The following is a 23,028-nucleotide window of genomic DNA, read 5'->3' as shown; positions in this document are numbered from 1 at the left end:
CGGGTGGGACGCGCATCTCGCGCGCCGCCACCCGGGCAATAAAACGTGCCCCCGAGACGATTCGAACGTCCGACCGCTGGTACCGGAAACCAGTGCTCTATCCCCTGAGCTACGGAGGCATCAGATCGGTAGTCTAGCACCCTGGGTGCAAGGGGAGGCAAAAGCACCCCACCGGCCAGCGCGCCCAGCGCAGACGGATGGGGCCGACGAACCCGCATTACGTGCTGATAAAGTCTTTAGGCGTGACTCCAGCAGAACTTTCCGAATTCATTGCACGCATCGCCCGCGAGGTCCTCACCGAGCGTGGCCTGGACGCCTCCGTCGTCCCCGATAACCCGACGGTTGAGCGCCCACGCAACCCAGAGCACGGCGACTACGCCACCAACGTCGCCATGCAGACCGCCAAGAAGGCGGGCACCAACCCCCGCGAGCTGGGCACGTGGCTCGCTGAGCAGCTGGCCGCTAGCCCGGAGATCGACGAGGCCAGCGTCGCCGGCCCTGGATTCATCAACATCCGCCTGGCCGCTGCCGCGCAGGGCAAGATCGTCGAGAACATTCTCGCCGCTGGCCAGGACTTCGGCCGCGGAAATGCCTACAAGGGTACAAAGATCAACCTGGAATTCGTCTCTGCTAACCCCACCGGTCCGATTCACCTGGGTGGTACCCGCTGGGCTGCCGTCGGCGACTCGCTCGGCCGCCTGCTGGCCGCCCAGGGTGGCGAGGTGACCCGCGAGTACTACTTCAACGACCACGGCGGCCAGATCGACCGCTTCGCGAAGTCCCTGTTAGCCGCCGCGCGCAACGAGCCCACCCCGGAGGACGGCTACGGTGGCCAGTACATCCAGGACATCGCCGCCCAGGTCGCCGAAGCGAACCCGACCTGGGGCGAGCTCTCCGACGCGGACGCCCAGGAGCTCTTCCGCGCCCAGGGCGTGGAGCTGATGTTCGACCACATCAAGACCACGCTGAAGCAGTTCGGCACCGAGTTCGACGTCTTCTTCCACGAGAACTCCCTCTTCGAATCCGGCGCGGTGGACAAGGCCATCGAGGAGCTGAAGTCCAACGGCAATCTCTACGAAGCCGACGGCGCCTGGTGGCTGCGCTCCAGCGACTTCGGCGACGATAAGGACCGCGTCGTCATCAAGTCCGACGGCAACGCCGCCTACATCGCCGGCGACATCGCCTACATCGCAGATAAGATCAACCGCGGCCACGACCTGTGCATCTACATGCTGGGCGCGGATCACCACGGCTACATCGCCCGCCTGCAGGCCGCCGCAGCAGCCCTGGGGTACGACCCGAAGCAGGTGGAGGTCATGATCGGCCAGATGGTCAACCTCGTCCGCGACGGCGAGGCCGTGCGCATGTCCAAGCGCGCCGGCACCATCATCACCCTCGACGACCTGGTCGAGGCCATCGGCGTGGACGCGGCCCGCTACGCGCTGATCCGCTCCTCGGTGGACTCCTCCCTGGACATCGACATGGACCTGTGGGCCTCCCAGAGCAACGAGAACCCGGTGTTCTACGTCCAGTACGCCCACGCCCGCCTGTGCTCCCTGCAGCGCAAGGCCGATGAGCAGGGCGTGGACTTCGCCGGCGCCGATCTCTCGCTGCTGACCCACGACCGCGAGGGCACACTGATCCGTTCCCTGGGCGAGTTCCCGAAGGTGGTCCGCACTGCCGCTGAGCTGCGCGAACCGCACCGCATCGCCCACTACGCGGAGAAGCTGGCCGGGGATTTCCACCGCTTCTACGACGCCTGCCAGGTGCTGCCGAAGGCCGACGAGCCGACCGGCGCGGACGCCGCACCGGTCTTCCACGCCCGCCTGGCCCTGGCCGCCGCCACCCGCCAGGTGCTGGAGAACGCACTGAGCCTGGTCGGCGTGTCCGCACCAGAGAGGATGTAAGGCTAAACCCGTATGGATCCGGTCACAGCACAACAACCCACACCACTGCGCCGGCGCACCGCCACCACCGAGGAGTTCAATCTCATCCCGGCCCACGTCTTCCCACGCACCACGCGCCGGGCGGAGAACGGGGAGGTGGCGATCGGCGGCGTGAGCCTGCCAGAGCTCGCCGCCACACACGGCACCCCGAGCTTCGTCATGGACGAGGCCGACTTCCGCTCCCGCTGCCGGGAGATGGCGGAAGCCTTCGGCGGGGGAGAGCGCGTGCACTACGCCTCCAAGGCCTTCATCTCAACGGCCGTGTGCCGCTGGGTGGCTGAGGAGGGCCTCAGCCTGGATGTCGCGAGCCTCGGTGAGTTGCGCATCGCCCTGCACGCCAACTTCCCGGCCGAGCGCATCACGGTGCACGGCAATAACAAGAACGAGGAGTTCCTCCGTGCCGCCGTCGAGGCGGGCGTGGAACTCATCGTCATCGACTCGCTCCAGGAGATCGCCGAACTGTCCCGCGTGGCCCGCGACCTGGGCACCACCCAGGACGTCCTGGTGCGCGTGACCCCGGGCGTGCACGTCGATACCCACGAGTTCATCGCGACCTCCCACGAGGATCAGAAGTTCGGCTTCTCCCTGGCATCTGGCAAGGCTAAGCAGGCGGCCGAGGAGTGCCTCGCCGCCGATGGCCTGGTCCTGCGTGGCCTGCACTGCCACGTCGGCTCCCAGGTTTTCGACGCCGACGGCTTCGTGCTCGCCGCCGAGCGCCTGCTGGGCCTGTGGAAGCAGCTGCTATCCCACGAAGCCACGGGGGAGGATTTCAACGTCCTCGACCTGGGTGGCGGCTATGGCATCGCGTATACCCCGGACCAGGAGGCGCTTGACGTGGCCTCCGTGGCGCGTAACCTGCTCGCGAAGGTCGCCGAGGTGGCCGAGGAGGTCGGTGTTCCTAACCCGATCGTCAACGTCGAGCCGGGGCGCGCGATCGCTGGCCCGGCCATGGTGACCGTTTACCGGGTCGGCACCGTCAAGGACGTCGAGACCAGCGACCACACCGTGCGCCGGTACATCTCCGTCGACGGGGGGATGAGCGACAACATCCGCCCGGCCCTCTACCAGGCGGAGTACGACGTCCGTGTGGTCAATCGCGAGGTCGCCGGCACGCTGGTCCCGACCCGCATCGTCGGCTCCCACTGCGAGTCCGGCGACATCCTGATCAATGATGTCCCGGTTCCCGACGACGTCGCGCCGGGCGACCTGTTGGCCATTGCGGCGACGGGGGCGTACTGCTACTCGATGTCCTCCCGCTACAACATGTTCCTGCGCCCGCCGGTGATTACCGTGGCCGATGGCCAGGACCGAGTGATGATTCGCCGGGAGCGCCTGGAGGACATTTTGACCCTCGAGGGCTAGGGAAGGTCTGCCCCGGCAGGGCTGGGGCGCACCTGCAAAACGTAAAACTAGACTGCTTGGTCTAGGTGGGTTAACCTCTGACCTAAGCGATAAATAACTTGGCATTCTGCCGCTCGCTAGAATGGCTAACCGACGCCACCAAAGGCGAGCGCAAAACCAACAACAACATTGGGAGAAAACTTATGACTGACGCATCGACGCCCACCATCCGCCCGGGTAAAGGACTCGACGCCACTATTGGTGTTGCACTGCTGGGCATGGGCACAGTCGGTGCTGAGGTTTACCGACTGCTCAACGAGCGTGCCGACGAGTTCGCCGCCCGCATCGGCGGGCCACTGGAGGTCCGCGGCGTCGCGGTCTCCGACTTGACCCGCCCCCGCGAGGGAGTTGACCCCGAGCTGCTGACGGACGACGCGCTCTCCCTGGTGCAGCGCGACGACATCGACCTCGTCATCGAGGTTATCGGCGGCATCGACTACCCACGCCAGGTCGTCAACACAGCCCTGAAAGCCGGAAAGTCCGTGGTCACCGCGAACAAGGCCCTCATCGCCGCCCACTCCGGCGAGCTCTCTGAGGCTGCCGAGTCCACCGGCGCTGACCTCTTCTTCGAGGCGGCCGTCGCCGCTGCCATCCCGGTCGTCGGCCCGCTGCTGCGCTCCCTGGCCGGCGACAAGATCGAGTCCGTCATGGGCATTGTCAACGGCACCACCAACTTCATCCTCGACGCGATGTACGAGCGCGGCGCCAGCTACGACGAGATGCTCGCCGAGGCCACCGAGCTGGGCTACGCCGAGGCCGACCCGACCGCGGACGTCGATGGCCACGATGCCGCATCCAAGGCTGCGATCCTGGCATCCCTGGCCTTCCACTCGCGCGTCTCCAGCGAGGACGTCCACACCGAGGGCATCCGCAACATCACCACCCAGGACATCGAGGCCGCGCGCGCCGCAGGCTGCACCATCAAGCTGCTCGCCCTGTGCGACCGCGTCACCCAGGCCGACGGCACCCCGGGGGTCTCCGCCCGCGTCTACCCAGCGCTCGTCCCGCTGTCCCACCCGCTGGCCAGCGTCTCCGAGTCCTATAACGCCATCTTCGTCGAGGCGGAGTCCGCCGGCCGCCTGATGTTCTACGGCAACGGTGCCGGCGGTGGCCCGACCGCCTCCGCCGTCCTCGGTGACGTCGTCGCCGTGGCCCGAAACATCATCCACGGTGGCCGCGGTCCGCGCGAGTCCACCTACGCCGCCCTTCCGATCGCTGACTTTGGAGACGTCGTGACCCGGTACCACGTTGACATGCTGGTGGAGGATCGCGTGGGCGTGCTCGCCGAAATCTCCAACGCTTTCTCTAAGCACAACGTCTCCCTGAAGACGGTGCGCCAGGAGAACAAGGACGACCTGGGCGCCCGCCTCGTCGTCGTGACCCACAGTGCCACCGAGAAGGACCTGGAGGAGACCGTCGCGACGCTCAACGAGCTCGACGCCGTCCGTGAGGTCCACTCCGTCATCCGTATGGAAGGTAAGTAACAGCAATGGCGACTGAGATCCCCGTCGGGCGCAAGGTTCGGGTCAAGGTTCCGGGTTCCTCCGCGAACCTGGGCCCCGGCTTCGACTCGCTGGGTCTGGCCTTGAGCATCTACGACCACGTCGAGGTCGAGGTCATCGACTCCGGCCTCGAGGTGGAGGTCACCGGCGAGGGGCAGGGCGAGGTGCCGCTGGACGAGCGCCACCTGGTCGTCCGTGCCATTCGCGCCGGGCTGAAGAAGGCCGACGTCATCGCCCGCGGCCTTCGGGTGCGCTGCAATAACTCCATCCCGCAGTCTCGCGGCCTGGGTTCCTCTGCTGCCGCCGCCGTCTCGGGCGTGGTGGCCGCCAACGCGCTGGCCGGGGACGTCCTGGACACGGACACGATCATCCAGCTCGCCTCGACCTTCGAGGGCCACCCGGATAACGTCGCGGCCTCCGTCCTCGGCAGCGCCGTCGTGTCCTGGACGAACATCCCGGTCGACGGCACTGAGCCGACGTACCACGCCGCCCCGGTCACGGTCCACCCGGATATCCGCGCTACCGCGCTGATTCCGAACTCTCACGCCTCCACCGAGGCCGTGCGTCGTGTGTTGCCGAGCGATATTCCGCACCTGGACGCCCGATTCAACGTCTCCCGCACCGGCGTGCTGCTCGTCGCCCTCTCCCAGGACCCGAGCCTGCTGTGGGAGGGAACCCGCGACCGGATGCACCAGCCGTTCCGCGCCGAGGTGCTGCCGATCTCCTCCGAGTGGGTCAACCGCCTGCGCAACCAGGGCTACCCGGCGTTCCTCTCCGGGGCGGGTCCGACCGTGTTGGTGCTGTCCACCGAGCCGGTGGAGGAAGCGCTCCTGCAGGAGGCTCGCGACCGGGGCATCCGCGTCGAAGAGCTGACGGTGGCCGGGCCGGTGACCGTCGAGGACGCTTAAGCGGCTGACCGCGAACTAGCGGAAGCGGGTCAGCCCGCCCCGCAGGCTGGCCAGCCCCGCGACGCCGCGTCGCTCCAGCGCATCCACCGCGTGGGCCGAACGGGCCCCGCGCGCGCAGACCACGACCGCCCCGTTTTCCACCTCCGGCGGGGTGTAGCCGCCCAAGATCTCGGCCAGGGGCACATTGATCGCCCCGGGCAGGTGGAATTCCGCAAACTCCTTGGGCTCCCGCACGTCGATGACCGTGCTCCCGCGCGGAATCTCGGTGACCTCCACCGGGCCATGCGGGGGCGTTCCCGTGCGCACCTGCTCGGTCACCGCCGGGTTGGCTGCCACCGGGATTTCCTCCCAGCTTGCGGTCAAGCTGTCGTAGTAAGCGAGCCGGCCGACCAGCGGCTGGCCCACACCCGTGATGAGCTTGATGGCCTCCAGGGCCATCGCCGAGCCCACGATGCCCACCAGCGGCCCCAATACACCCGCCTGCGAGCAGGAGGGCACCGCGCGCGGCGCGGGCGGGGTGGGGAAGAGGTCCTCGTAGATCGGTCCGTGACCTGCCCAGAACACCGATAGCTGGGCCTGATAGCCCAGGATCGAGGCCCAGACGTGCGGGATCCCCAGCCGGGCAGCCGCGTGACTGGCTACGTGCCGGGTGTCGAAGTTATCCGTCCCGTCGAGGATGAGGTCCGCGCCCTCCAGGACTGCTAGTGCGTTCTCCCAGGTCAGCCGCTCGACGATCGGTTCGAGGTGAACATCGGGGTTGAGCTCTATCATCCGCGCGCGGGCAGAGTGGGCCTTGGACTCGCCGTGAGCGGCAGCCGCAGAGCTGTGGATCACCTGGCGGTGCAGGTTGGATAGCTCCACGGTGTCGTCGTCGATGAGCGTGATGTGACCGATGCCCGCGGCGGCCAGGTACAGCAGCGCGGGGGAGCCCAGCCCACCGGCTCCGATCACCGCGACCCGCGAGGCGGCAAGATTCTCCTGGGCCTCCGGCCCCATGAGGGTGACCTGGCGGCTATAGCGTTCGCTGGTGCTCGGCGAGCCCGCAGCGTCGACGGAGTGCGAGGACAATCTTCATGCTCCTTGGGGTTCACGTGCGGCTGAATATCGCGAGGATTCATACCCCGCAGGCGACCTCCCACTGTAGCCCTAAAATGGGATCCGGTAGCCTGCGGCAGCCCTACAGAAAACGGTGTTTCTTGTGGTCCCTGCGGGCGGCGCCGAACAACAGACAAGGGGCGCAGATGAGAGGTACAACCCCACACGACAACGCGGGCCCACGCGAGAGCACAGCCCCGCGCAACAATACGGACCCGCGTAATAGCGCGAAGATCGTCGTCGTCTCCGACCGCATCTTTGGCGGGGAGCGGGAGAACACCATCGGGCAGGAAGCCGCGGCGATGCTGCGGGACGCCGGGTTCACCGTCACCGACCTGATCGTCGTGCCCGAGGGCGCCGAGCCCGTCCGGCGCGAGCTCGAGCGGGGAATCGCCGATGGGGTGGCGCTGCTGCTGACCTGCGGCGGAACGGGTTTGGGGCCGCGAAACCTCACCTCGGAGGAAACCCCTCAAGGTCATCTCCACCCGGCTGGAGACCGTGGAAACGCAGGTGCTCGTGGAGGGGCTGAAGAACACGCCCAAGGCCTCGATGTCGCGCGGAGTGATCGGTCTGAGCTCCCGGGAGCCGGGCGGCACCCTGGTGGTCAACGCCTCCTCGTCCTCGGGCGGCATGCGGGACTGCCTGAAGGTCATCCTGGCTGTCTGGCCCAGCTTTTCGGGCTGGATCCGATAGCGCCCGGGGACGGGCTAGCATGGGGCGCATGCGTATCCACTACTTTGCCGCCGCCCGCGCCGCCACCGGGGTCAGCGAGGAGCCCGCTTCGGCCTTCGACACCCTCGGCGAGCTGCTCGACGATGCGGCTGCGCGGCACACCGGGCGCACGGACTCTGGCCTGAGCCTGGCCGACATCCTGGAACGCTGTACCTTCCTCGTGGACGGCCAGCGAGCCGAGCGCGCGACCGGGCTCGCCGGGGCGCAGCGCGTGGACGTCCTGCCACCTTTCGCCGGGGGATAGGACCCTATTCGGCGCTCGGTGGTTGGCCTCATCCGGCCGCGCGGATGAGCCCAGCTCGGTCTCAGACCAGTAGGACGTCACCCAAGTCCGACGTCATCCAACTCGGCCCCGTCGCCCAGCTCGACGTCACCCAGCTGCGCGAGTTGCGCCGGGGTATCGAAGTCCCGCTCCGCGCCCGTTCCCGGCACCAGCACCACCTGCCGAGCGGCCCGCAGCAGGGCACCGGCAGGTACGTCGCGTTCCCCGGTCTGCGCTATCTGAGCAGGCTGGCCCGGCGCCAGAGCGCACACAGTGGCTCGTCGAAGCCCTTGGCGTTGACCACCACCGCGCAGTCCGCCCCACCGATGGTTTCGGCGAGGTGGGGCAGGAGTGCGGCGGAGCCAGGAGCGTCGACGGCTAACACCGCCACCCATTCGGTATCCAGCTCCCGCAGCCCCGCGGCGATTCCCGCCACCGGTCCGCCGAAGGGAGGGTTTTCGCTGACCGTCGGCACCCCCAGGTTCTGAGGTGCCACGGCCACCCGCGGGCAATTGGGTGGTAGGGAATCCCACAGGCGGGCTCGGACCTCCCCCGTCAGCACGTGCCCATAGGCCTGGTCGAGCGGTACACCGGGGAGCACTCTTGGTTGAGCCAGCGCGAGCACCCGCTCGCGGTGCTGCGCGATGGAAACGAGAGCCGCCACGCTAGCCGCCGATCTTGCTCATGGTGCGCTCCGGCTGGAGGAAGCCGGGGTCGTCAATGCCATGGCCCGGCTTCTTGCGTGCCATCGCGCCCGCCCACGCATCGGCGAGTTCCTCGTCGCTTGCACCCTGCCGCATCATGTCCCGCAAGGAGACCTCGTCGGCTGCCGTGGAGAACAGGCAGGAGCGGATCGCCCCGTCGGTGGTCAGTCGGGTGCGGTCGCACGCCCCGCAGAAGGGGTGGGTCACACTCGCGATGATGCCCACCTGCCCGGAATACTCGCCGTCGGTGACGTCCCACAGCTCGGCGGGCGCGGAGCCGCGGGGATCGGCTGCCGGGCGCAGCGTGAATTCGGTTGCCAGCCGCTCCAGTAGCGCATCGGCCGTCACCATGCCCTCGCGGGTCCACTGGCCGCGCGGTCCCAGCGGCATCTGCTCGATGAAGCGCAGTTGCAGGCCCCTGCGCAGGCAGAAGCGCACCAAATCCGCGGCCGAGTCCTCGTTTTCGCCGGGCAGGACGACCGAGTTGATTTTCACGGGATTCAGCCCGGCCTCCAGCGCGGCATCGATGCCGCGGAGAACATCCTCGTGCCGATCCCGCCGACTGAGTGTGGCGAAGGTCTGCGGATCCGTGGTGTCCAGCGAGATATTGATGCGGCTCAAGCCGGCCGCCGCGAGCCCGGCTGCGCGCTTGTCCAGGCCGAGCGCATTCGTCGTGATTGCGATGCCCGGCACGTGCCCTTCGTCGGTGCGCAGCTGGGCGGTGGCCGCCACCAGCTCCTCCAGGGACTTACGCAGCAGCGGCTCGCCACCGGTGAAGCGCACCGCCCGGAGGCCCAGCGTCTCCACGCCGATGCGCACCAGCCGGATGACTTCCGCATCGCTCAGCGAGTGCTCCGTGGGCAGCCACTCCAGGCCATCAGCCGGCATGCAGTACGTGCAGCGCAAGTTGCAGCGATCGGTGAGGCTGACCCGCAGATCCCGCGCCACGCGGCCGAAGGAGTCGACCAGCTGGCGGGGGCGGGGCGCAGAAGAATTCTGAGTCATCGTGGGGCTCATTCTAGTGGGGCTGTCAACGCCCGCAGCAGCCGCTAGTCCTCGCCGAACTCGGCTTCTTCGTCGGGATCCGGCAGGGTCATGAAATCCCGCTCGCCGCGGCGCATCAGCCGGCGCAGCTCCTTCTTATCGAACTTCTCCACGCTCGTGCGCTCGATGTTCTTAACGAAGCAGAAGTTCTCCGGGGCCATCCACGCGGGAACCTGCGGCAGCAGGGAGTTGCGGATATCCGTCGCGGTTGCCTCCGTTGGCTCGTAGCCCGCGGCCAGGACGACGACGGCCAGGGGTCGCTGGCCCCACTTATCGTCCGGAATGCCGATGACCGCCGCCTCGTTCACCCCGGGGTGGGCCAGCAGGTAGTTCTCCAGGGAGGCGGAGTAGATCCACTCGCCGCCCGAGCGGATCACGTCGTTCTTCCGGTCGTGGATGACGAGGAAACCGTCCTGGGTCACGGTGGCAATATCACCGGTGCGCAGCCAACCGTCGACCGTGAAGCGGCTGGAGCCATCGTCCACCGCCTCGCCCCGGAAGACGCTGGCCGCACCGTCGCCGGTCTGGCTGGGGGACTCGTAGTAGCTGGCGGCGACAGTATTCCCGCGAACCTGCAGCTCGCCAGCATTGCGGTCGTGGGATTCCAGGGCGCGGCCGGCGTCGTTGACGATGCGGTATTCCAGTCCCACGGGGAAGCGTCCCTGGGAGTAGCGGTAGGCAGCACGCGCCTGGCCAGCCACGCCGGCGGGCGGGTGAGCGACCGTGCCGATCGGCGAGGTTTCCGTCATTCCCCAGCAGTGGATCATGTCCACGCCGTAGCGAGCCTCCCAGGCGTCGATCAGCGCCGGGGGAACCTGGGAGCCACCGGAGTAGATCGTCTGCAAGCTCATGCGCCGCGGCGGGGTCTTCTCGTAGTGGACGATCAGGCTCATCCACACCGCCGAGGCCCCGTGCGCTTGGCGGGGCATGGCGTCCTCGATGACGTGGGCGAGGTGCTCGGGGTCCGTGGTGTGTCCGGTCATCACCATCGGCGCGCCGGACATGAACGCGGCCAGCGGAACGCCCCAGCTCAAGACGTGGTAGATCGGCACTCCCAGGAGGAAGGGGGTGTCGTTCTGGATGCCGAAGCTATCGGCCGCGCGCAGCCCCAGGGAGTGCAGCCACAGGGAGCGATGCGAGTACACCACGCCCTTTGGCGCCCCGGCCGTGCCGGTGGAGTAGCACAGTGCTGCCGGCGCGGTTTCCGGAAGATCCGGCCAGTCGTAGATCGCGGGCCGTTCATCCAGCAGCGGCTCGTAGTCTGTCACGTGGATCCGGCGATCGGGGTCAGCCTCGGCGAAGGCGAGGGTGATCCGGTCCTGGATGCGGGTGATATCCGCGGGGCTGGCCCCGACGAGGATCACGCCCTCCACGGTGGGGCACTGGGGGAGCATCTCGACCAGGCGGTCGGCGTCCACCGCGTCACAGACGATGACGCGGTTCTCGGCGTGATTGATGGTGTGGATGACCTGGTCGTCGGCGAGCTGCCGGTTCAGCGGCTGGAAGACCGCACCCATCGACGGGGCCGCCAGCAGCACCTCCAGGTGCTCGGTGCGGTTGACCATCAGGGTTGCCACCCGGTCGCCGATGCGGATGCCGAAGTCCTCGGCCAGCGCGTGGGCGAGTGCGGCCACGCGCGCCCCGATCTCCTTGAAGGTCGTGACCTCAGGCTCGGTTCCCAGGTACGTGGTCACCGTGCTGTTGCGGTGCGCATTGGTGCCGTAGGTCAAGATTTGCGATACGGAAAAGGGGCGTTCCTGCATCGTAGATTCCATGGTGTCCACCTTAGCCCGCGGCTGCGTGTTCCTTTTCTTTATGACGCCACCAGTCCACCAACCCGGTGGCTCGGCCACCATTGATGCGTCCTGGCCATGAGGACTCGTGACTCAAGCCGGGTTCAAAAGTGTGTGAGCGATCGCCGGGTGTTACACTTGCAGCTGCTTCGAGGGCACCGTGCGATCAGCCGGGGCCCAGGAGGATTCCAAGGGTGTGGGGCGTTCAACCGCCAGCGCCGCTTCGTGGGCCGGGTTGTTATTGGCCCCGCGGCAGCCGCACCGCCACCGCGATTCCCCGGCCGGCCCCAGACAGTGGGCGTCTGCCAGATCTGCGGGATCGTGCGAGGGCAATTTCTTTTAATACTGAAGAATAATTCCGGGTTGTTGCCTGCTTGGCGCATCTGTTGAGTGGCCGCCACCTGGGCCGGCGTGTGTCGTCGGCCAAAATCAATGCAAATTTCTGCGCAGCGCGTGAGATGCACTGGCCAATAGTCCCGGCCGGTGTCGGCGAAGGGTGCTGTGCGGCGGAAAGGACTTTCGTGAGCTTGTCCGACATCATCGAGCGGGGCCAGGCCAATGGGCTGGCCTCCCTCAAGCTGGCCGAGCTGCGGCAGGTTGCAGCAGCCCAGGGGCTCAAGGGAACGTCGAAACTGCGCAAAGGAGACCTCGTGGCAGCCATCGAGAACGCCGGCAAGGGTGGCGGCGCTGTAGCTAGCGATCAGCCCCCACAGAAGGCCGAGAAGAAGGCTGAAAAGAAGGCTGATCAGCGCAGCGACCGGAGCGAGCGCGGAGAAGGCAAGCACGCCGAGCGTCGCGAGGACCAGCGGGACGAGCGCCCAACCTCCCCGGAGTCGGAGAACAACTCCGGCCAGCAGGAGGAGCAGAACTCGGGCAACAACGAGCGCGGCGATCGCCGCAACAACCGCCACAACGACGGTGGCGATAACCACCAGGGGCGCCGACGTCGTAACCGCCGCAACCGCCGCAACCGTCGTGGGGGAGAGCGGGGCCATGACCGCAACAACGGGCACCGGAACAACGGTGGCCACGGCGATGGCGGCAACCACGAGGGAGGTGGCGAGAACCGCAACGACCAGCAGGACCAGAAGCCGGAGCCGCAGGAGGCCCCGGTCGCGGGCATCCTCGATTTCGCGGACGCCAACACCGCCTTCATCCGCACCACCGGCTACCACGCGGGGCCGACGGACGTGTACGTCCCGATCAACACGGTGCGCAAGTACGGCATGCGCCACGGCGACGCCATCGTCGGAACCATCCGTCCGAACGCAAAGCAGGGCGGCGGCCGCGGCCGCAACCGCCAGAAGTTCACCCCGCTGCACTCCGTAGAGATGGTCAACGGCCTGTCCCCGGAGCAGGCAGCGCAGCGCCCGGACTTCTCCAAGCTGACCCCGCTGTACCCGAATCAGCGCCTGCGCCTGGAGACCACCCCGAAGGTCCTGACCACCCGCGTGATCGACCTGATCATGCCGATCGGTAAGGGCCAGCGCGCGCTCATCGTCTCCCCGCCGAAGGCCGGTAAGACCACGATCCTGCAGGACATCGCCAACGCGATCTCCACCAATAACCCGGAGTGCTACCTCATGGTCGTCCTCGTCGACGAGCGGCCGGAGGAGGTCACGGACATGCAGCGCAGCGTCAACGGCGAGGTCATCGCCTCGACGTTCGACCGCCCGCCGAAGGAGCACACCGCCGTCGCGGAGCTCGCGGTGGAGCGCGCGAAGCGCCTAGTCGAGCAGGGTAAGGACGTGGTCCTCCTGCTGGATTCCATCACCCGACTGGGCCGTGCGTACAACAACTCCTCGCCGGCCTCCGGGCGCATCCTGTCCGGTGGTGTGGACTCCAATGCCCTGTACCCGCCGAAGCGTTTCCTGGGTGCAGCTCGCAACATCGAGCACGGAGGCAGCCTGACGATCATCGCCACCGCGATGGTGGAGACCGGCTCCGCCGGTGACACGGTGATCTTCGAGGAGTTCAAGGGCACGGGTAACGCCGAGCTGAAGCTGGACCGCAAGATCGCCGAGCGCCGCGTGTTCCCGGCCGTGGACGTCAACCCTTCCGGTACCCGAAAGGACGAGCTGCTGCTCGGCCCGGACGAGGCCCGCGTCATGCACAAGCTGCGCCGCATCCTCTCCGCCCTGGATCCGCAGGCCGCGATCGATCTGCTCATCAAGCAGCTGCGGAAGAACAAGACGAACCGGGACTTCATGATCCAGATCGCCAGCTCCGCCCCGCTCGCGGAGGAAGAGGATGACTAGTCCGCACCCCAACCGGCTAGCATTGACCAGTGGACCAGGACTATTAGGAAGAGACTAAAAGCATGTCCAAGGCAGGCAAAGACTCGAGCAAGGATTCTGCGCTCGACCACACCCCGTCGGTGATGGATGACATCCTCTCGGAGTATCAGGGGCTGGAGGCCCAGCTGGCGGATCCGGAGCTGCACAATGACCCGAAGGCGGCGCGCCGGGTCGGCAAGCGCTTCCAGGAGCTCCAGCCGGTGATCCAGACCTACGAGCGGCTGAACACCGCGCGGGAGGATCACGAGGCCGCGGCCGAGATGGCCAGCGAGGATGCGGAGTTCGCCGAGGAGGCCACCCGCCTGGAGGCGGAGATCGAGGAGCTGCAGGAAAAGCTCACCGATCTGCTCGCCCCGCGGGACCCCAAGAACGGCGACGACATCATCATGGAGATCAAGTCCGGCGCCGGTGGCGAGGAGGCAGCCCTCTTCGCGGGGGAGCTGGCGCGCATGTACCAGCGTTATGCGGAGCGCCATGGCTTCGCCACCGAGATTCTGGGTCTCAACGAGACCGACTTGGGCGGGGTCAAGGACATGACCATGTCCATCCGCTCCAAGCAGCCTTCCCGCGACGGCGCGTGGGCCGACTTCAAGTTCGAGGGCGGCGTCCACCGCGTGCAGCGCGTGCCCGTGACTGAGTCCCAGGGGCGCATCCAGACCTCCGCCGCCGGTGTGCTGGTCTACCCGGAGCCGGACGAGGTCGAGGATGTCGAGATCGACGAGAAGGACATCCGCGTGGACGTCTACCGTTCCTCCGGTAAGGGCGGCCAGGGCGTGAACACCACTGACTCGGCAGTCCGCATCACCCACCTGCCGACCGGCGTGGTCGTGACCTGTCAGAAGGAACGCTCCCAGATCCAGAACCGCGCCCGCGCGATGCAGGTGCTGGCAGCTCGCCTGCAGCAGATGAAGGTAGAAGAGGCCGAGGCGGAGGCAGCGGAGGGCCGCGCGGCACAGATCCGCACCATGGACCGCTCCGAGCGCATCCGCACCTATAACTTCCCGGAGTCCCGCGTCTCTGATCACCGCATCGGTTACAAGGCCAATAACCTGGATTCCGTGCTGGACGGGGACCTGGAGACCCTCTTCGCGGCTCTGAAGGAAGCCGAGCGCATCGAGCGCCTCGAGGCCGAGGCCTAAATGGCCACCGTCAGCGAGGCCGTGCGCTCCGCTGCGCGGCAGTTTTCCGACGCCGGTCTGGCGTCTCCGCTCAACGACGCCCGGTGGCTCATGGCCTACGCCCTGGCCGGGCAGGGCAACGCGGATTCGCCGCGCACCCCGGCCGGACTGACCGAGGTCTTCGCCGCCGGTGACAACCCGGAGCCGGTGATCTTCGCCGAGTGGGTGGCCCGCCGGGCGCGTCGCGAGCCCCTGCAGCACATCGTGGGGGCCGCACCCTTCTTCGGCTACGACCTCTACAGCGATTCCCGCGGCTTCATCCCGCGACCTGAAACCGAACTGCTCACCGAGTATGCATTGGGGCAGATCTGTGCCTGGATTGAGCGCGCAGCCGCCGAGCCGAACCTGCGCCCCGCAGACGGGGTGGTGCGCGTGGTGGACCTGTGCGCCGGTCCCGGCACCATCGGGCTGGCGCTGGCCGCACAGCTCGGCGAGTTCCTCCGCGAGCAGGCTCCGGCCGGATCCGCCGACTACCGCTGGCTCTGCAGGATTGAGGTGACTGGCATCGAGTTGGATCCGGCGGCGGTGGAGCTGGGGCAGGAGAACCTCACATACTTCCGCCGGGTGGGTCTGCTTGGCGAGCAGCTGGACGTCCGCCTCGTGGAGGGCGACGTCCGCGACCTGGGGCTTCTCGACGACCTCGGGCTTGCCGGTCGTGCCCAGCTCGTCGTGGCGAACCCGCCCTACGTCCCCAGCGGCAGCCGAACGGACGTCGAGACCGGGGCCGACCCCGCGATCGCCGTTTTCTCCGGCGACGACGGCCTCGAGCTTATGCCCCACGTCGCCACCGCGATCGTGCGCGCCGCCGCCCCCGGGGCGCCGGTCGCCGTCGAACACGACGACGCCACCGGGGATCAGACCCGGGAGATCCTCATTGCCGCGGGACTGAGCGACGTCGTGAAGAAACAGGACCTCGCTGGCCGCGACCGCTTTGTCGTCGGGCGAGCGACTTCGCCACAGGCAAGCCAATAACAGCCACCGCGCGGGCAGCACCGGTTGGGGCACTACACTCTAGAAGAAGAAAACAGCGCACAATTCCCAAGTAAGGGAGAAGGAAGCTCATGGCCCAGCGAGTAGACGCGACAAACCCCGGAGACCGGGAGGGCGCCATCGTCACAGCAGAGAACGCGGTGAAGGGCGGTCGGTTGATCGTCATGCCGACGGACACCCTTTATGGCATCGGCTGCGATGCCTTCGATAATGCCGCCGTCGAGGCTCTGCTGCAGGCCAAGCACCGCGGCCCGGATATGCCCGTGCCGGTGCTGATTGGATCTTGGGACACCGTCGAGGGGCTGGTCGCGGAGTTCAGCGCGCACCTGCGCCGACTCGTCGAGGCCTTTTGGCCCGGTGGGCTTTCCCTGGTCGTGCCGCAGGCTCCGAGCCTGCCGTGGAACCTGGGGGACACCCGCGGCACCGTGATGCTGCGCATGCCGAACCACCCGATCGCCATCGACCTGCTGCAGCGCACCGGCCCGATGGCCGTGTCCAGCGCGAACGTTTCCGGCCAGCCGCCGGCGACCACCGTGGCCATGGCTGAGGAGCAGCTCGGCGACTCCGTGGCGGTGTACCTAGACGGCGGGGAGGCGACCATAGGGGAACCCTCCACGATCGTTGACCTGGCTGGGCACCGCCCACGCATCCTGCGCGAGGGCGCGATCAGCGCCGAGCAGATCGGCGAGGTGCTTCAGATGCCAGCCAGCGAGCTGCGTTCGAAGTCCTAAAGGTGGGCTGACGGGATGCTTTTGGCTCAGGGATTCACGCCGGTGGCGGGCGCCGGCGTGCCGCTACGCGAGCTGGCGCTCGTGTTGCTGGTCGGCTGTACCGTGACCTTCCTAACCACTGGCGGTGTGCGCTACCTCATGGTCCGCTACGGCACCATGGCCATGCCCCGGGAGCGCGACGTGCACACGGTTCCCACGCCTCGCTTGGGCGGGGTGGGGATGTTTACCGGTGTGGTTGTCGCGATCGTCGCAGCAGCTCAGCTGCCTGCCTTGAATCGCGGATTCCCGCCGGTCACACCGGATATGACGGCGGTGCTGGCCTCAGCCTTCGTGATTGTCATCGTCGGTATTCTCGACGACCTGCAGGACATCGCCTGGTGGGTCAAGCTCGGCGGTCAGGTCGTGGGGGCGACGCTCATGAGCCTGCTGGGGTTGAGCTGGTATCTGATCTATTGGCCGGGCGGGGAGGGGACCACCCTCATCCTGGACCAGGTCCAGTCCACGATCTTGACCGTTTTGCTCACGGTCACGATCATCAACGCGATGAACTTCGTCGACGGCCTGGACGGGCTGGCTGCCGGTCTGGGGCTGATAGCGGCGGGCACCGTGCTGATCTACTCGCTGACGATCCTGCACGACCAGGGTGGAGCGGTGTCCGCGTATCCGCCGGCGATCATCTCCGCCGTGCTGGCCGGGGTGTGCATGGGCTTTTTGCCGCATAATTTCTCGCCTGCGCGAATCTTCATGGGGGATTCCGGCTCGATGCTCATCGGCATGCTGCTCTCAGCCGCCTGCGTGTCGGCCTCCGGGCGCATCAACCTTTCCCTCTATGGTGTGGCGGACATGTTCGCGCTGCTGTCTCCCGTGATCGTGGTGCTGGCTGCGCTGTTCATCCCGCTGTTGGACCTCGTGCTCGCTGTCGTGCGCCGCGTGGCGGCTGGCAAGAGCCCGTTTGCGCCGGATAAGAAGCACCTGCACCACCGCCTGCTGCGCCTGGGGCACACTCAAAAGCAGGTGGTGCTGGTGCTTTATACCTGGGTCGGGGTGGCCGCGTTCAGCGCGGTGGGTTCCACGGTCTTGCCGACGAACTTGACCGCGATCCTGGTCGGGGTGCTCCTGCTCGTGGCCGTGGCGAGCACGGCGATTCCGTTGTGGAAATCTGGGGAAGCGGAAGATAGAGTAATCCGACGTGAGTGAAGATTTTGCAGGTCACAATGACCGCCAGCCAGACCAGCCCGAGGTGTCCGACCCTCAAGCTGCGCAGTCCCCGCTGCCTCCCGTTGAGGACGACCCGGACGTCGGTGATTCCCGCCGTCCGCTGATCCGTGCCGCCCGGGGTGGTCTCATCGCTCTGGCTGCGGTGACGGTGTTCTCGCTGGCCCTGTGGGGCGCGACGCGCGACCTTCCGGGGATCTATGGCGCGCTCATCGGTGCGGCGATTGGTGGCGGCTTCCTGTTGATGACGATCGGCGTGGTGCTGGTGACTGCCAACTCCTCCCCGCAGGCCACCCTGGGGGCTGTGCTGGGATCCTGGCTCCTCAAGGCGGCGCTGCTGCTGGTTGTGCTGATCGTCATCAAGGACAAGACCTTCTATGACAATACGGCACTGGGGGTCACTATCATCCTGGTGCTCGTGGCGATGCTCGGCTCGGAAATCATGGCAATTACGCGCACGAAGCTGATGTATATCCCCGAGAAATAGGCCACGTATCGAGCCGGCGGCAAGCAGCGCAAGAGGGCTGTTCGGGCCAGCGATCCGGCGTAGAGGGAATGAGCGAAACCCCGCAGGTGAATGTGATCACATCCTGTGGGGTTTCGCTTATGGTTTCTTGGGGGTTTCCTGGTAGAGTCGTAGCGGGCCAACTGGGCTGCTGGGCGTTTTGCCACCAAGGCAGCGTAATTCGGCACCGACCCACCCTCATGGACGTGCGACGGAGTCCTGGGGGAGAGGTAATACCAAGAAATAGACCTCCATCGCACCGCCTAACTTTTCTAAAAGTTCACGCGGCCCAATCACGGGAGAGAACGCTGAGTGTAACAACCTTGGCAATGAAGGGTGAGTTTCATCCCCCTTCATTGGAGCACGAATTCTTCCCGGGGCAGGTGGATCCAAATCAGCTGTGGCTGACCGGTTTCGCGGGCGATATCTTCGCCCTCGACCGTCTCATGCTCGTGCGTATCCTGATGATCGCCATCGTGGTGATCTTCTTCCTGATCGCTATGCGCAAGCCGAAGCTGGTTCCCCGCGGCATCCAGAACGTTGGCGAAATCGCTCTGGACTTCGTGCGGATCCACATCGCGGAGGAAATTCTAGGCAAGAAGGAAGGTCGCCGGTTCCTGCCGGTGATTGCGGCAATCTTCTTCACTGTCGTGGCTGCGAACCTGCCGACCCTCATCCCGTTCCTGAACATCTCCCCAAGCGCCCGTGTCGGCCTCCCGCTGGTACTGGCGCTTGTGGCATATGTGGTGTTTATCTACGCGGGTGTGAAGCGTTACGGGTTCGGTAAGTACATGAAGTCCTCGCTGGTCATTCCTGGCCTGCCGACCTTCATCCACTTCATTGTTGTACCGATCGAATTCTTCTCGACCTTTATCCTCCGTCCGGTAACCCTGACCATTCGTCTTATGGCCAACATGCTGGCCGGTCACATCATCCTCGTCATGCTTTTCAGCGCCACGAACTTCTTCTTCTGGCAGCTGAACGGCTGGTCGTTGGTGGCTGGCGGCACGATGGTCTTCGCGATCGCATTCTCGCTCTTCGAGCTCATGATCGTCTTCCTGCAGGCGTACATCTTCGCCCTGCTGACGGCTGTGTACATCGAGCTGAGCTTGCACGCGGACGCACACTAACCCCGGTTAGTAACTCTGAAATCTGAACAACTGAACCGATCGTCACAAACCACCCGCAACAAGCGGAAAGATCGGTCACCAGAAAGGTAATGGAAACCAAATGAACGACATCCTCTTCCTGGCTCAGGACACTGTCACCAAGTTCGAGGGCTTCGGCACCATCGGCTACGGCCTCGCAGCAATCGGTTCCGCAATCGGTGTGGGTAACGTTGCAGGTAAGACCGCTGAGGCTATGGCACGTCAGCCGGAGATGGCTGGCCAGCTGCGCACCACCATGTTCCTGGGTATCGCGTTCGCTGAGGCCCTGGCCCTGATTGGTTTCGTCGCCGGCTTCCTGTTCTAAGTCAGTCCGCTCAAGAAGCGGTCGGGGATTACACGGGCTCTCAGGCTCCTCCCCGTGAGGAGCCAACGAACCGGCACCGATCGTGAGAAAAAGTTTTAAAAACTTAGGACTTTCAAGAACAACGCACTAAAGCGAAAGCTGGAGACTATGACGAACACCTTTTTCTTGGCAGCTGAGACGCTGCCGTTGGAAGAGCCGATTAACCCGCTCATTCCACCGCTTTATGACATCGTCTGGTCCATTATCCCGTTTGCCGTCATCCTGTTTGTCTTCGCGAAGGTTGTCCTTCCGAAGTTCCAGGAAGTGCTGACTCAGCGTGAGGACAAAATCGAGGGTGGCATTCAGCGTGCAGAGGCCGCCAAGGCCGAGGCTCAGGAAGCCCTCGAGAAGTACAACAAGCAGCTCGCAGAGGCACGCACCGAAGCGGCTCAGATCCGTGATGATGCTCGCTCCCAGGGGCAGAAGATCATCGCTGACATGAAGACGCAGGCAACCGAGGAGTCCAACCGCATCGTTGAGGCTGGTAACAAGCAGCTGGAGGCCAACCGCGCTTCCGTGGTTGCTGACCTTCGCAAGGAGATGGGGGAGAACTCCATCAACCTGGCTGAGCGCCTGCTGGGCGAGCAGCTGAACGATGACGTCAAGCGTTCGGGCACCATCGACAACTTCCTCGCCGGGCTGGACAACGTCGGCACCGCTGGGAAGTGATCGGTATGCACGCAGCGAGCCGCGAGGCATTTGAGCGACTCATCAAGACCTTGGACCAGGGTCTGAAGGAGTCTGATAACGCAGTAGGCAACGGAGCAACGACCGGCACCGAGCTTTTCGATGTCGTCGACGTCCTGGATCAGGAGCGCAGCCTGCGCGTCGCAATGGTCGACGCCGCTGCAACCCCGGAACAGCGTGTCGAACTCGTCAAGACCCTGCTGTCCGGCAAGGTCACGGCCTCTACTGAAGAGATCGTGTCCGCTGCGGTATCCCAAAACTGGTCAAACTCGCAGGACTTCCGGACCGGCCTGGAGCGTCTCGGCCGCCGAGCACTGCTTCGTTCGGCTGAGGCCCAGGGCCAGCTCGAGCGCGTCGAGGGGGAGCTGTTCTCCCTCGCCCGCATCCTCGAGCGCGAGTCCGAGCTCGAGCTTCTGCTCTCCGATCGAGCAGCAGCTGTGGACGACCGTCGCGACCTTCTCGCGAAGGTTATCTACGGCAAGGTCTCCTCGGTGACTGAAGCTCTGGCCCTGCAGGCAGTCGGTCGCGCCCGCAAGGCGCCGGTCGACCTGCTGGATGACCTGTGCCAGGAGGCAGCTTCCCTCAACGGCTTCGAGGTCGCGCGCGTTACCAGCGCCGGCCCGCTGTCCGAGGAGCAGAAGGCAAGCCTCTCCGAGAAGTTGCACAAGATTTATGGTCGCAAGATTGCGGTTCACACTGAGGTTGACTCCAGCCTCCTCGGCGGTGCCGTAGTCCGGGTCGGCGACGAAGTGATCGACGGAAGCACAGCTGGCAAGCTGGAGCGTATGCGTCGTTCTCTCGCATAACGACCGACCAAGCGAGAACACGAATTGCTGGAACACGAAACCGAGAGCAGGAAAAACATGGCGGAGCTGACGATCTCCTCCGATGAGATCCGTAGCGCGATTGCGAACTACACCTCGAGCTACTCCCCGGAGGCCTCCCGCGAGGAGGTCGGCGTGGTCACGACGGCAGCCGACGGCATTGCCAACGTGAGCGGCATGCCATCGGTGATGGCTAACGAGCTGCTCGAGTTCCCAGGCGGCGTCATTGGCGTCGCTCAGAACCTGGACACCGACTCTGTCGGCGTCGTGGTCCTGGGTAACTACGAGACCCTTAAAGAGGGCGACGAGGTAAAGCGGACCGGAGAAGTCCTTTCCATTCCGGTCGGGGAGAACTTCCTCGGCCGCGTTATCAACCCACTGGGTGAGCCGATCGACGGCCTTGGCGACATCACCGACACGGAGGAGCGCGCACTTGAGCTGCAGGCTCCTTCCGTCCTGATGCGTCAGCCAGTGAACGAGCCGATGCAGACCGGCATCAAGGCTATCGACGCAATGACGCCGATTGGCCGCGGTCAGCGCCAGCTGATCATTGGTGACCGTAAGACGGGTAAGACCTCCGTCTGCATCGACACCATCCTCAACCAGCGTGACAACTGGGAGTCCGGCGACCCATCGAAGCAGGTGCGCTGCATCTACGTTGCGATTGGTCAGAAGGGTTCGACCATTGCGTCGATTCGCCAGACCCTGGAAGAGCACGGCGCGCTGGACTACACCACCATCGTTGCCGCACCGGCATCCGACTCCGCAGGCTTCAAGTGGCTCGCACCGTTCGCGGGTGCAGCTCTGGGCCAGCACTGGATGTACCAGGGCAAGCACGTCCTCGTCATCTACGATGACCTGACCAAGCAGGCTGAGGCCTACCGCGCGATTTCCCTGCTGCTGCGCCGCCCGCCGGGCCGCGAGGCATACCCAGGTGACGTGTTCTACCTGCACTCCCGTCTTCTCGAGCGTGCCGCAAAGCTGAACGACGAGCTGGGTGGCGGCTCCCTGACCGCACTGCCGATCATCGAGACGAAGGCAAACGACGTGTCTGCCTTCATTCCGACCAACGTTATTTCCATTACCGACGGTCAGGTCTTCCTTGAGTCTGACCTGTTCAACCAGGGCGTCCGCCCGGCAATTAACGTTGGTGTGTCCGTTTCTCGTGTCGGTGGTGACGCACAGACCAAGGGCATGAAGAAGGTGTCCGGTAACCTGCGTCTGGACCTGGCCGCATACCGCGACCTGGAGGCATTCTCTGCCTTCGCATCCGACCTGGACGACGCTTCCAAGGCTCAGCTGGAGCGCGGTGAGCGCCTCGTCGAGCTGCTGAAGCAGACCGAGCACGCACCGCAGTCCGTCGAGCACCAGATGATCTCCATCTGGCTGGCCGGCGAGGGCGAGTTCGACGACGTCCCAGTCGAGGACGTCCGTCGCTTCGAGGCTGAGCTGATTGAGCACCTGCGCTCCAACGCATCTGGCGTCTTCGACCAGATCGCTGGCGGCACCCCGTTCACCGAGGAGTCCCAGGCGCAGCTGAAGCAGTCCACCAGCGAGTTCAAGCGTGGTTTCCAGACCACCGACGGCACCCCGATCATCCGGGAGCCGGAGGCTCGCGCCATGGAGCAGGACGAAGATAACCGGTCCAAGATCACCGTTACCCGCAAGACCGTTTAAGGCCGCGGAAAGGGATCGACAAAGC

21 protein-coding genes, 1 tRNA gene and 1 pseudogene are annotated in these 23,028 nt (G+C 65.7%); 18 read left to right on the top strand and 5 right to left on the bottom strand.

From position 1 onward, the window contains the following. Nucleotides 1-46: 46 nt before the first annotated feature. Nucleotides 47-119, bottom strand: a tRNA-Arg gene (locus tag Q1V78_RS01415). Between the two features lie 123 nt (nucleotides 120-242). Here Q1V78_RS01415 and argS point away from each other — a divergent pair. The 4 genes from argS (at nucleotide 243) to thrB (ending at nucleotide 5,757) form a co-directional block, all read left to right on the top strand. Beyond that, the gene (argS, locus tag Q1V78_RS01410) at nucleotides 243-1,907 is read left to right on the top strand and encodes an arginine--tRNA ligase (RefSeq protein WP_300610818.1); all 1,665 of its coding nucleotides are present in this window, start codon (nucleotides 243-245) and stop codon (nucleotides 1,905-1,907) included. Between the two features lie 12 nt (nucleotides 1,908-1,919). Next, nucleotides 1,920-3,308, top strand: coding sequence for a diaminopimelate decarboxylase (lysA, locus tag Q1V78_RS01405; RefSeq protein WP_300610816.1), 1,389 nt, complete (start codon nucleotides 1,920-1,922; stop codon nucleotides 3,306-3,308). A 182-nt stretch (nucleotides 3,309-3,490) separates the two neighbouring features. Beyond that, nucleotides 3,491-4,831: a homoserine dehydrogenase gene (locus tag Q1V78_RS01400; protein ID WP_300610814.1), complete on the top strand. Its 1,341-nt coding sequence runs from the start codon at nucleotides 3,491-3,493 to the stop codon at nucleotides 4,829-4,831. Between the two features lie 5 nt (nucleotides 4,832-4,836). Then, complete coding sequence (gene thrB / locus Q1V78_RS01395; RefSeq protein ID WP_300610812.1) at nucleotides 4,837-5,757, top strand: homoserine kinase; 921 nt, start codon at nucleotides 4,837-4,839, stop codon at nucleotides 5,755-5,757. Nucleotides 5,758-5,772: 15 nt separating this feature from the next. Here the strand turns inward: thrB and Q1V78_RS01390 are convergent, their stop codons facing one another. Further along, entirely contained in the window at nucleotides 5,773-6,825 is a 1,053-nt protein-coding gene (locus Q1V78_RS01390; RefSeq protein WP_300610810.1) for a ThiF family adenylyltransferase, read from the bottom strand. Between the two features lie 5 nt (nucleotides 6,826-6,830). Here Q1V78_RS01390 and Q1V78_RS09380 point away from each other — a divergent pair. The 3 genes and pseudogenes from Q1V78_RS09380 to Q1V78_RS01375 all read left to right on the top strand — a co-directional run. Continuing rightward, a pseudogene (locus Q1V78_RS09380) lies at nucleotides 6,831-7,253 on the top strand (molybdopterin-binding protein); the annotation flags it as partial. A 97-nt stretch (nucleotides 7,254-7,350) separates the two neighbouring features. Further along, nucleotides 7,351-7,545 (top strand): hypothetical protein, encoded by a 195-nt coding sequence (locus tag Q1V78_RS01380; protein ID WP_300610841.1) that lies wholly within the window; start codon nucleotides 7,351-7,353, stop codon nucleotides 7,543-7,545. A 28-nt stretch (nucleotides 7,546-7,573) separates the two neighbouring features. Continuing rightward, the gene (locus Q1V78_RS01375; protein ID WP_284780780.1) at nucleotides 7,574-7,828 is read left to right on the top strand and encodes a MoaD/ThiS family protein; all 255 of its coding nucleotides are present in this window, start codon (nucleotides 7,574-7,576) and stop codon (nucleotides 7,826-7,828) included. A gap of 253 nt (nucleotides 7,829-8,081) precedes the next feature. Here the strand turns inward: Q1V78_RS01375 and Q1V78_RS01370 are convergent, their stop codons facing one another. The 3 genes from Q1V78_RS01370 to Q1V78_RS01360 are packed head-to-tail and all read right to left on the bottom strand — an operon-like array spanning nucleotide 8,082 to nucleotide 11,369. Beyond that, the gene (locus Q1V78_RS01370) at nucleotides 8,082-8,510 is read right to left on the bottom strand and encodes an NTP transferase domain-containing protein (protein ID WP_300610805.1); all 429 of its coding nucleotides are present in this window, start codon (nucleotides 8,508-8,510) and stop codon (nucleotides 8,082-8,084) included. Between the two features lies 1 nt (nucleotide 8,511). Then, nucleotides 8,512-9,555: a GTP 3',8-cyclase MoaA gene (moaA, locus tag Q1V78_RS01365; RefSeq protein ID WP_300610803.1), complete on the bottom strand. Its 1,044-nt coding sequence runs from the start codon at nucleotides 9,553-9,555 to the stop codon at nucleotides 8,512-8,514. A 44-nt stretch (nucleotides 9,556-9,599) separates the two neighbouring features. Beyond that, entirely contained in the window at nucleotides 9,600-11,369 is a 1,770-nt protein-coding gene (locus Q1V78_RS01360; protein ID WP_300610801.1) for a long-chain fatty-acid--CoA ligase, read from the bottom strand. A gap of 539 nt (nucleotides 11,370-11,908) precedes the next feature. Between Q1V78_RS01360 and rho the strand changes: the two genes are divergently transcribed. The 11 genes from rho to atpA all read left to right on the top strand — a co-directional run bounded on the left by rho (nucleotide 11,909) and on the right by atpA (nucleotide 23,003). Next, on the top strand, nucleotides 11,909-13,645 hold the full coding sequence (gene rho / locus Q1V78_RS01355) for a transcription termination factor Rho (protein ID WP_300610799.1): 1,737 nt from the start codon (nucleotides 11,909-11,911) through the stop codon (nucleotides 13,643-13,645). A gap of 62 nt (nucleotides 13,646-13,707) precedes the next feature. After that, nucleotides 13,708-14,823, top strand: a complete 1,116-nt coding sequence (gene prfA / locus Q1V78_RS01350; protein ID WP_300610797.1) for a peptide chain release factor 1 — start codon at nucleotides 13,708-13,710, stop codon at nucleotides 14,821-14,823. After that, nucleotides 14,824-15,834, top strand: a complete 1,011-nt coding sequence (locus Q1V78_RS01345) for a HemK/PrmC family methyltransferase (RefSeq protein ID WP_300610795.1) — start codon at nucleotides 14,824-14,826, stop codon at nucleotides 15,832-15,834. Between the two features lie 89 nt (nucleotides 15,835-15,923). Beyond that, nucleotides 15,924-16,583: an L-threonylcarbamoyladenylate synthase gene (locus Q1V78_RS01340; RefSeq protein ID WP_148812465.1), complete on the top strand. Its 660-nt coding sequence runs from the start codon at nucleotides 15,924-15,926 to the stop codon at nucleotides 16,581-16,583. Between the two features lie 15 nt (nucleotides 16,584-16,598). Further along, nucleotides 16,599-17,780, top strand: a complete 1,182-nt coding sequence (locus Q1V78_RS01335) for an MraY family glycosyltransferase (RefSeq protein ID WP_300610792.1) — start codon at nucleotides 16,599-16,601, stop codon at nucleotides 17,778-17,780. Further along, nucleotides 17,773-18,285, top strand: a complete 513-nt coding sequence (locus Q1V78_RS01330) for a hypothetical protein (RefSeq protein ID WP_300610790.1) — start codon at nucleotides 17,773-17,775, stop codon at nucleotides 18,283-18,285. The genes Q1V78_RS01335 and Q1V78_RS01330 overlap by 8 nt, the downstream gene beginning before the upstream one ends. A gap of 347 nt (nucleotides 18,286-18,632) precedes the next feature. Next, nucleotides 18,633-19,433: a F0F1 ATP synthase subunit A gene (atpB, locus tag Q1V78_RS01325; protein ID WP_012359961.1), complete on the top strand. Its 801-nt coding sequence runs from the start codon at nucleotides 18,633-18,635 to the stop codon at nucleotides 19,431-19,433. Between the two features lie 100 nt (nucleotides 19,434-19,533). Further along, nucleotides 19,534-19,776, top strand: a complete 243-nt coding sequence (locus tag Q1V78_RS01320; RefSeq protein ID WP_012359962.1) for an ATP synthase F0 subunit C — start codon at nucleotides 19,534-19,536, stop codon at nucleotides 19,774-19,776. Nucleotides 19,777-19,923: 147 nt separating this feature from the next. Next, complete coding sequence (locus Q1V78_RS01315) at nucleotides 19,924-20,484, top strand: F0F1 ATP synthase subunit B (protein WP_012359963.1); 561 nt, start codon at nucleotides 19,924-19,926, stop codon at nucleotides 20,482-20,484. A 5-nt stretch (nucleotides 20,485-20,489) separates the two neighbouring features. Further along, nucleotides 20,490-21,308: a F0F1 ATP synthase subunit delta gene (locus Q1V78_RS01310; protein ID WP_300610783.1), complete on the top strand. Its 819-nt coding sequence runs from the start codon at nucleotides 20,490-20,492 to the stop codon at nucleotides 21,306-21,308. A 57-nt stretch (nucleotides 21,309-21,365) separates the two neighbouring features. Next, complete coding sequence (gene atpA / locus Q1V78_RS01305) at nucleotides 21,366-23,003, top strand: F0F1 ATP synthase subunit alpha (RefSeq protein ID WP_300610839.1); 1,638 nt, start codon at nucleotides 21,366-21,368, stop codon at nucleotides 23,001-23,003. Nucleotides 23,004-23,028 lie beyond the last annotated feature (25 nt).

It is taken from the genome of Corynebacterium sp. (genome assembly GCF_030152825.1).
GTDB lineage: Bacteria > Actinomycetota > Actinomycetes > Mycobacteriales > Mycobacteriaceae > Corynebacterium.
Note: the sequence above shows the minus strand (reverse complement) of the source record. Positions and strands in the feature narration are given on the sequence as shown.

What these genes read in the sequence shown, in the direction of transcription:
- lysA (WP_300610816.1), top strand. Translation starts at nt 1,920, where the DNA reads ATGGATCCGGTCACAGCACAACAACCCACACCACTGCGCCGGCGCACC.
- Q1V78_RS01400 (WP_300610814.1), top strand. Translation starts at nt 3,491, where the DNA reads ATGACTGACGCATCGACGCCCACCATCCGCCCGGGTAAAGGACTCGAC.
- thrB (WP_300610812.1), top strand. Translation starts at nt 4,837, where the DNA reads ATGGCGACTGAGATCCCCGTCGGGCGCAAGGTTCGGGTCAAGGTTCCG.
- Q1V78_RS01375 (WP_284780780.1), top strand. Translation starts at nt 7,574, where the DNA reads ATGCGTATCCACTACTTTGCCGCCGCCCGCGCCGCCACCGGGGTCAGC.
- moaA (WP_300610803.1), bottom strand. Translation starts at nt 9,555, where the DNA reads ATGACTCAGAATTCTTCTGCGCCCCGCCCCCGCCAGCTGGTCGACTCC.
- Q1V78_RS01360 (WP_300610801.1), bottom strand. Translation starts at nt 11,369, where the DNA reads ATGGAATCTACGATGCAGGAACGCCCCTTTTCCGTATCGCAAATCTTG.
- prfA (WP_300610797.1), top strand. Translation starts at nt 13,708, where the DNA reads ATGTCCAAGGCAGGCAAAGACTCGAGCAAGGATTCTGCGCTCGACCAC.
- Q1V78_RS01345 (WP_300610795.1), top strand. Translation starts at nt 14,824, where the DNA reads ATGGCCACCGTCAGCGAGGCCGTGCGCTCCGCTGCGCGGCAGTTTTCC.
- Q1V78_RS01340 (WP_148812465.1), top strand. Translation starts at nt 15,924, where the DNA reads ATGGCCCAGCGAGTAGACGCGACAAACCCCGGAGACCGGGAGGGCGCC.
- Q1V78_RS01335 (WP_300610792.1), top strand. Translation starts at nt 16,599, where the DNA reads ATGCTTTTGGCTCAGGGATTCACGCCGGTGGCGGGCGCCGGCGTGCCG.
- atpB (WP_012359961.1), top strand. Translation starts at nt 18,633, where the DNA reads ATGAAGGGTGAGTTTCATCCCCCTTCATTGGAGCACGAATTCTTCCCG.
- Q1V78_RS01320 (WP_012359962.1), top strand. Translation starts at nt 19,534, where the DNA reads ATGAACGACATCCTCTTCCTGGCTCAGGACACTGTCACCAAGTTCGAG.
- Q1V78_RS01315 (WP_012359963.1), top strand. Translation starts at nt 19,924, where the DNA reads ATGACGAACACCTTTTTCTTGGCAGCTGAGACGCTGCCGTTGGAAGAG.
- Q1V78_RS01310 (WP_300610783.1), top strand. Translation starts at nt 20,490, where the DNA reads ATGCACGCAGCGAGCCGCGAGGCATTTGAGCGACTCATCAAGACCTTG.
- atpA (WP_300610839.1), top strand. Translation starts at nt 21,366, where the DNA reads ATGGCGGAGCTGACGATCTCCTCCGATGAGATCCGTAGCGCGATTGCG.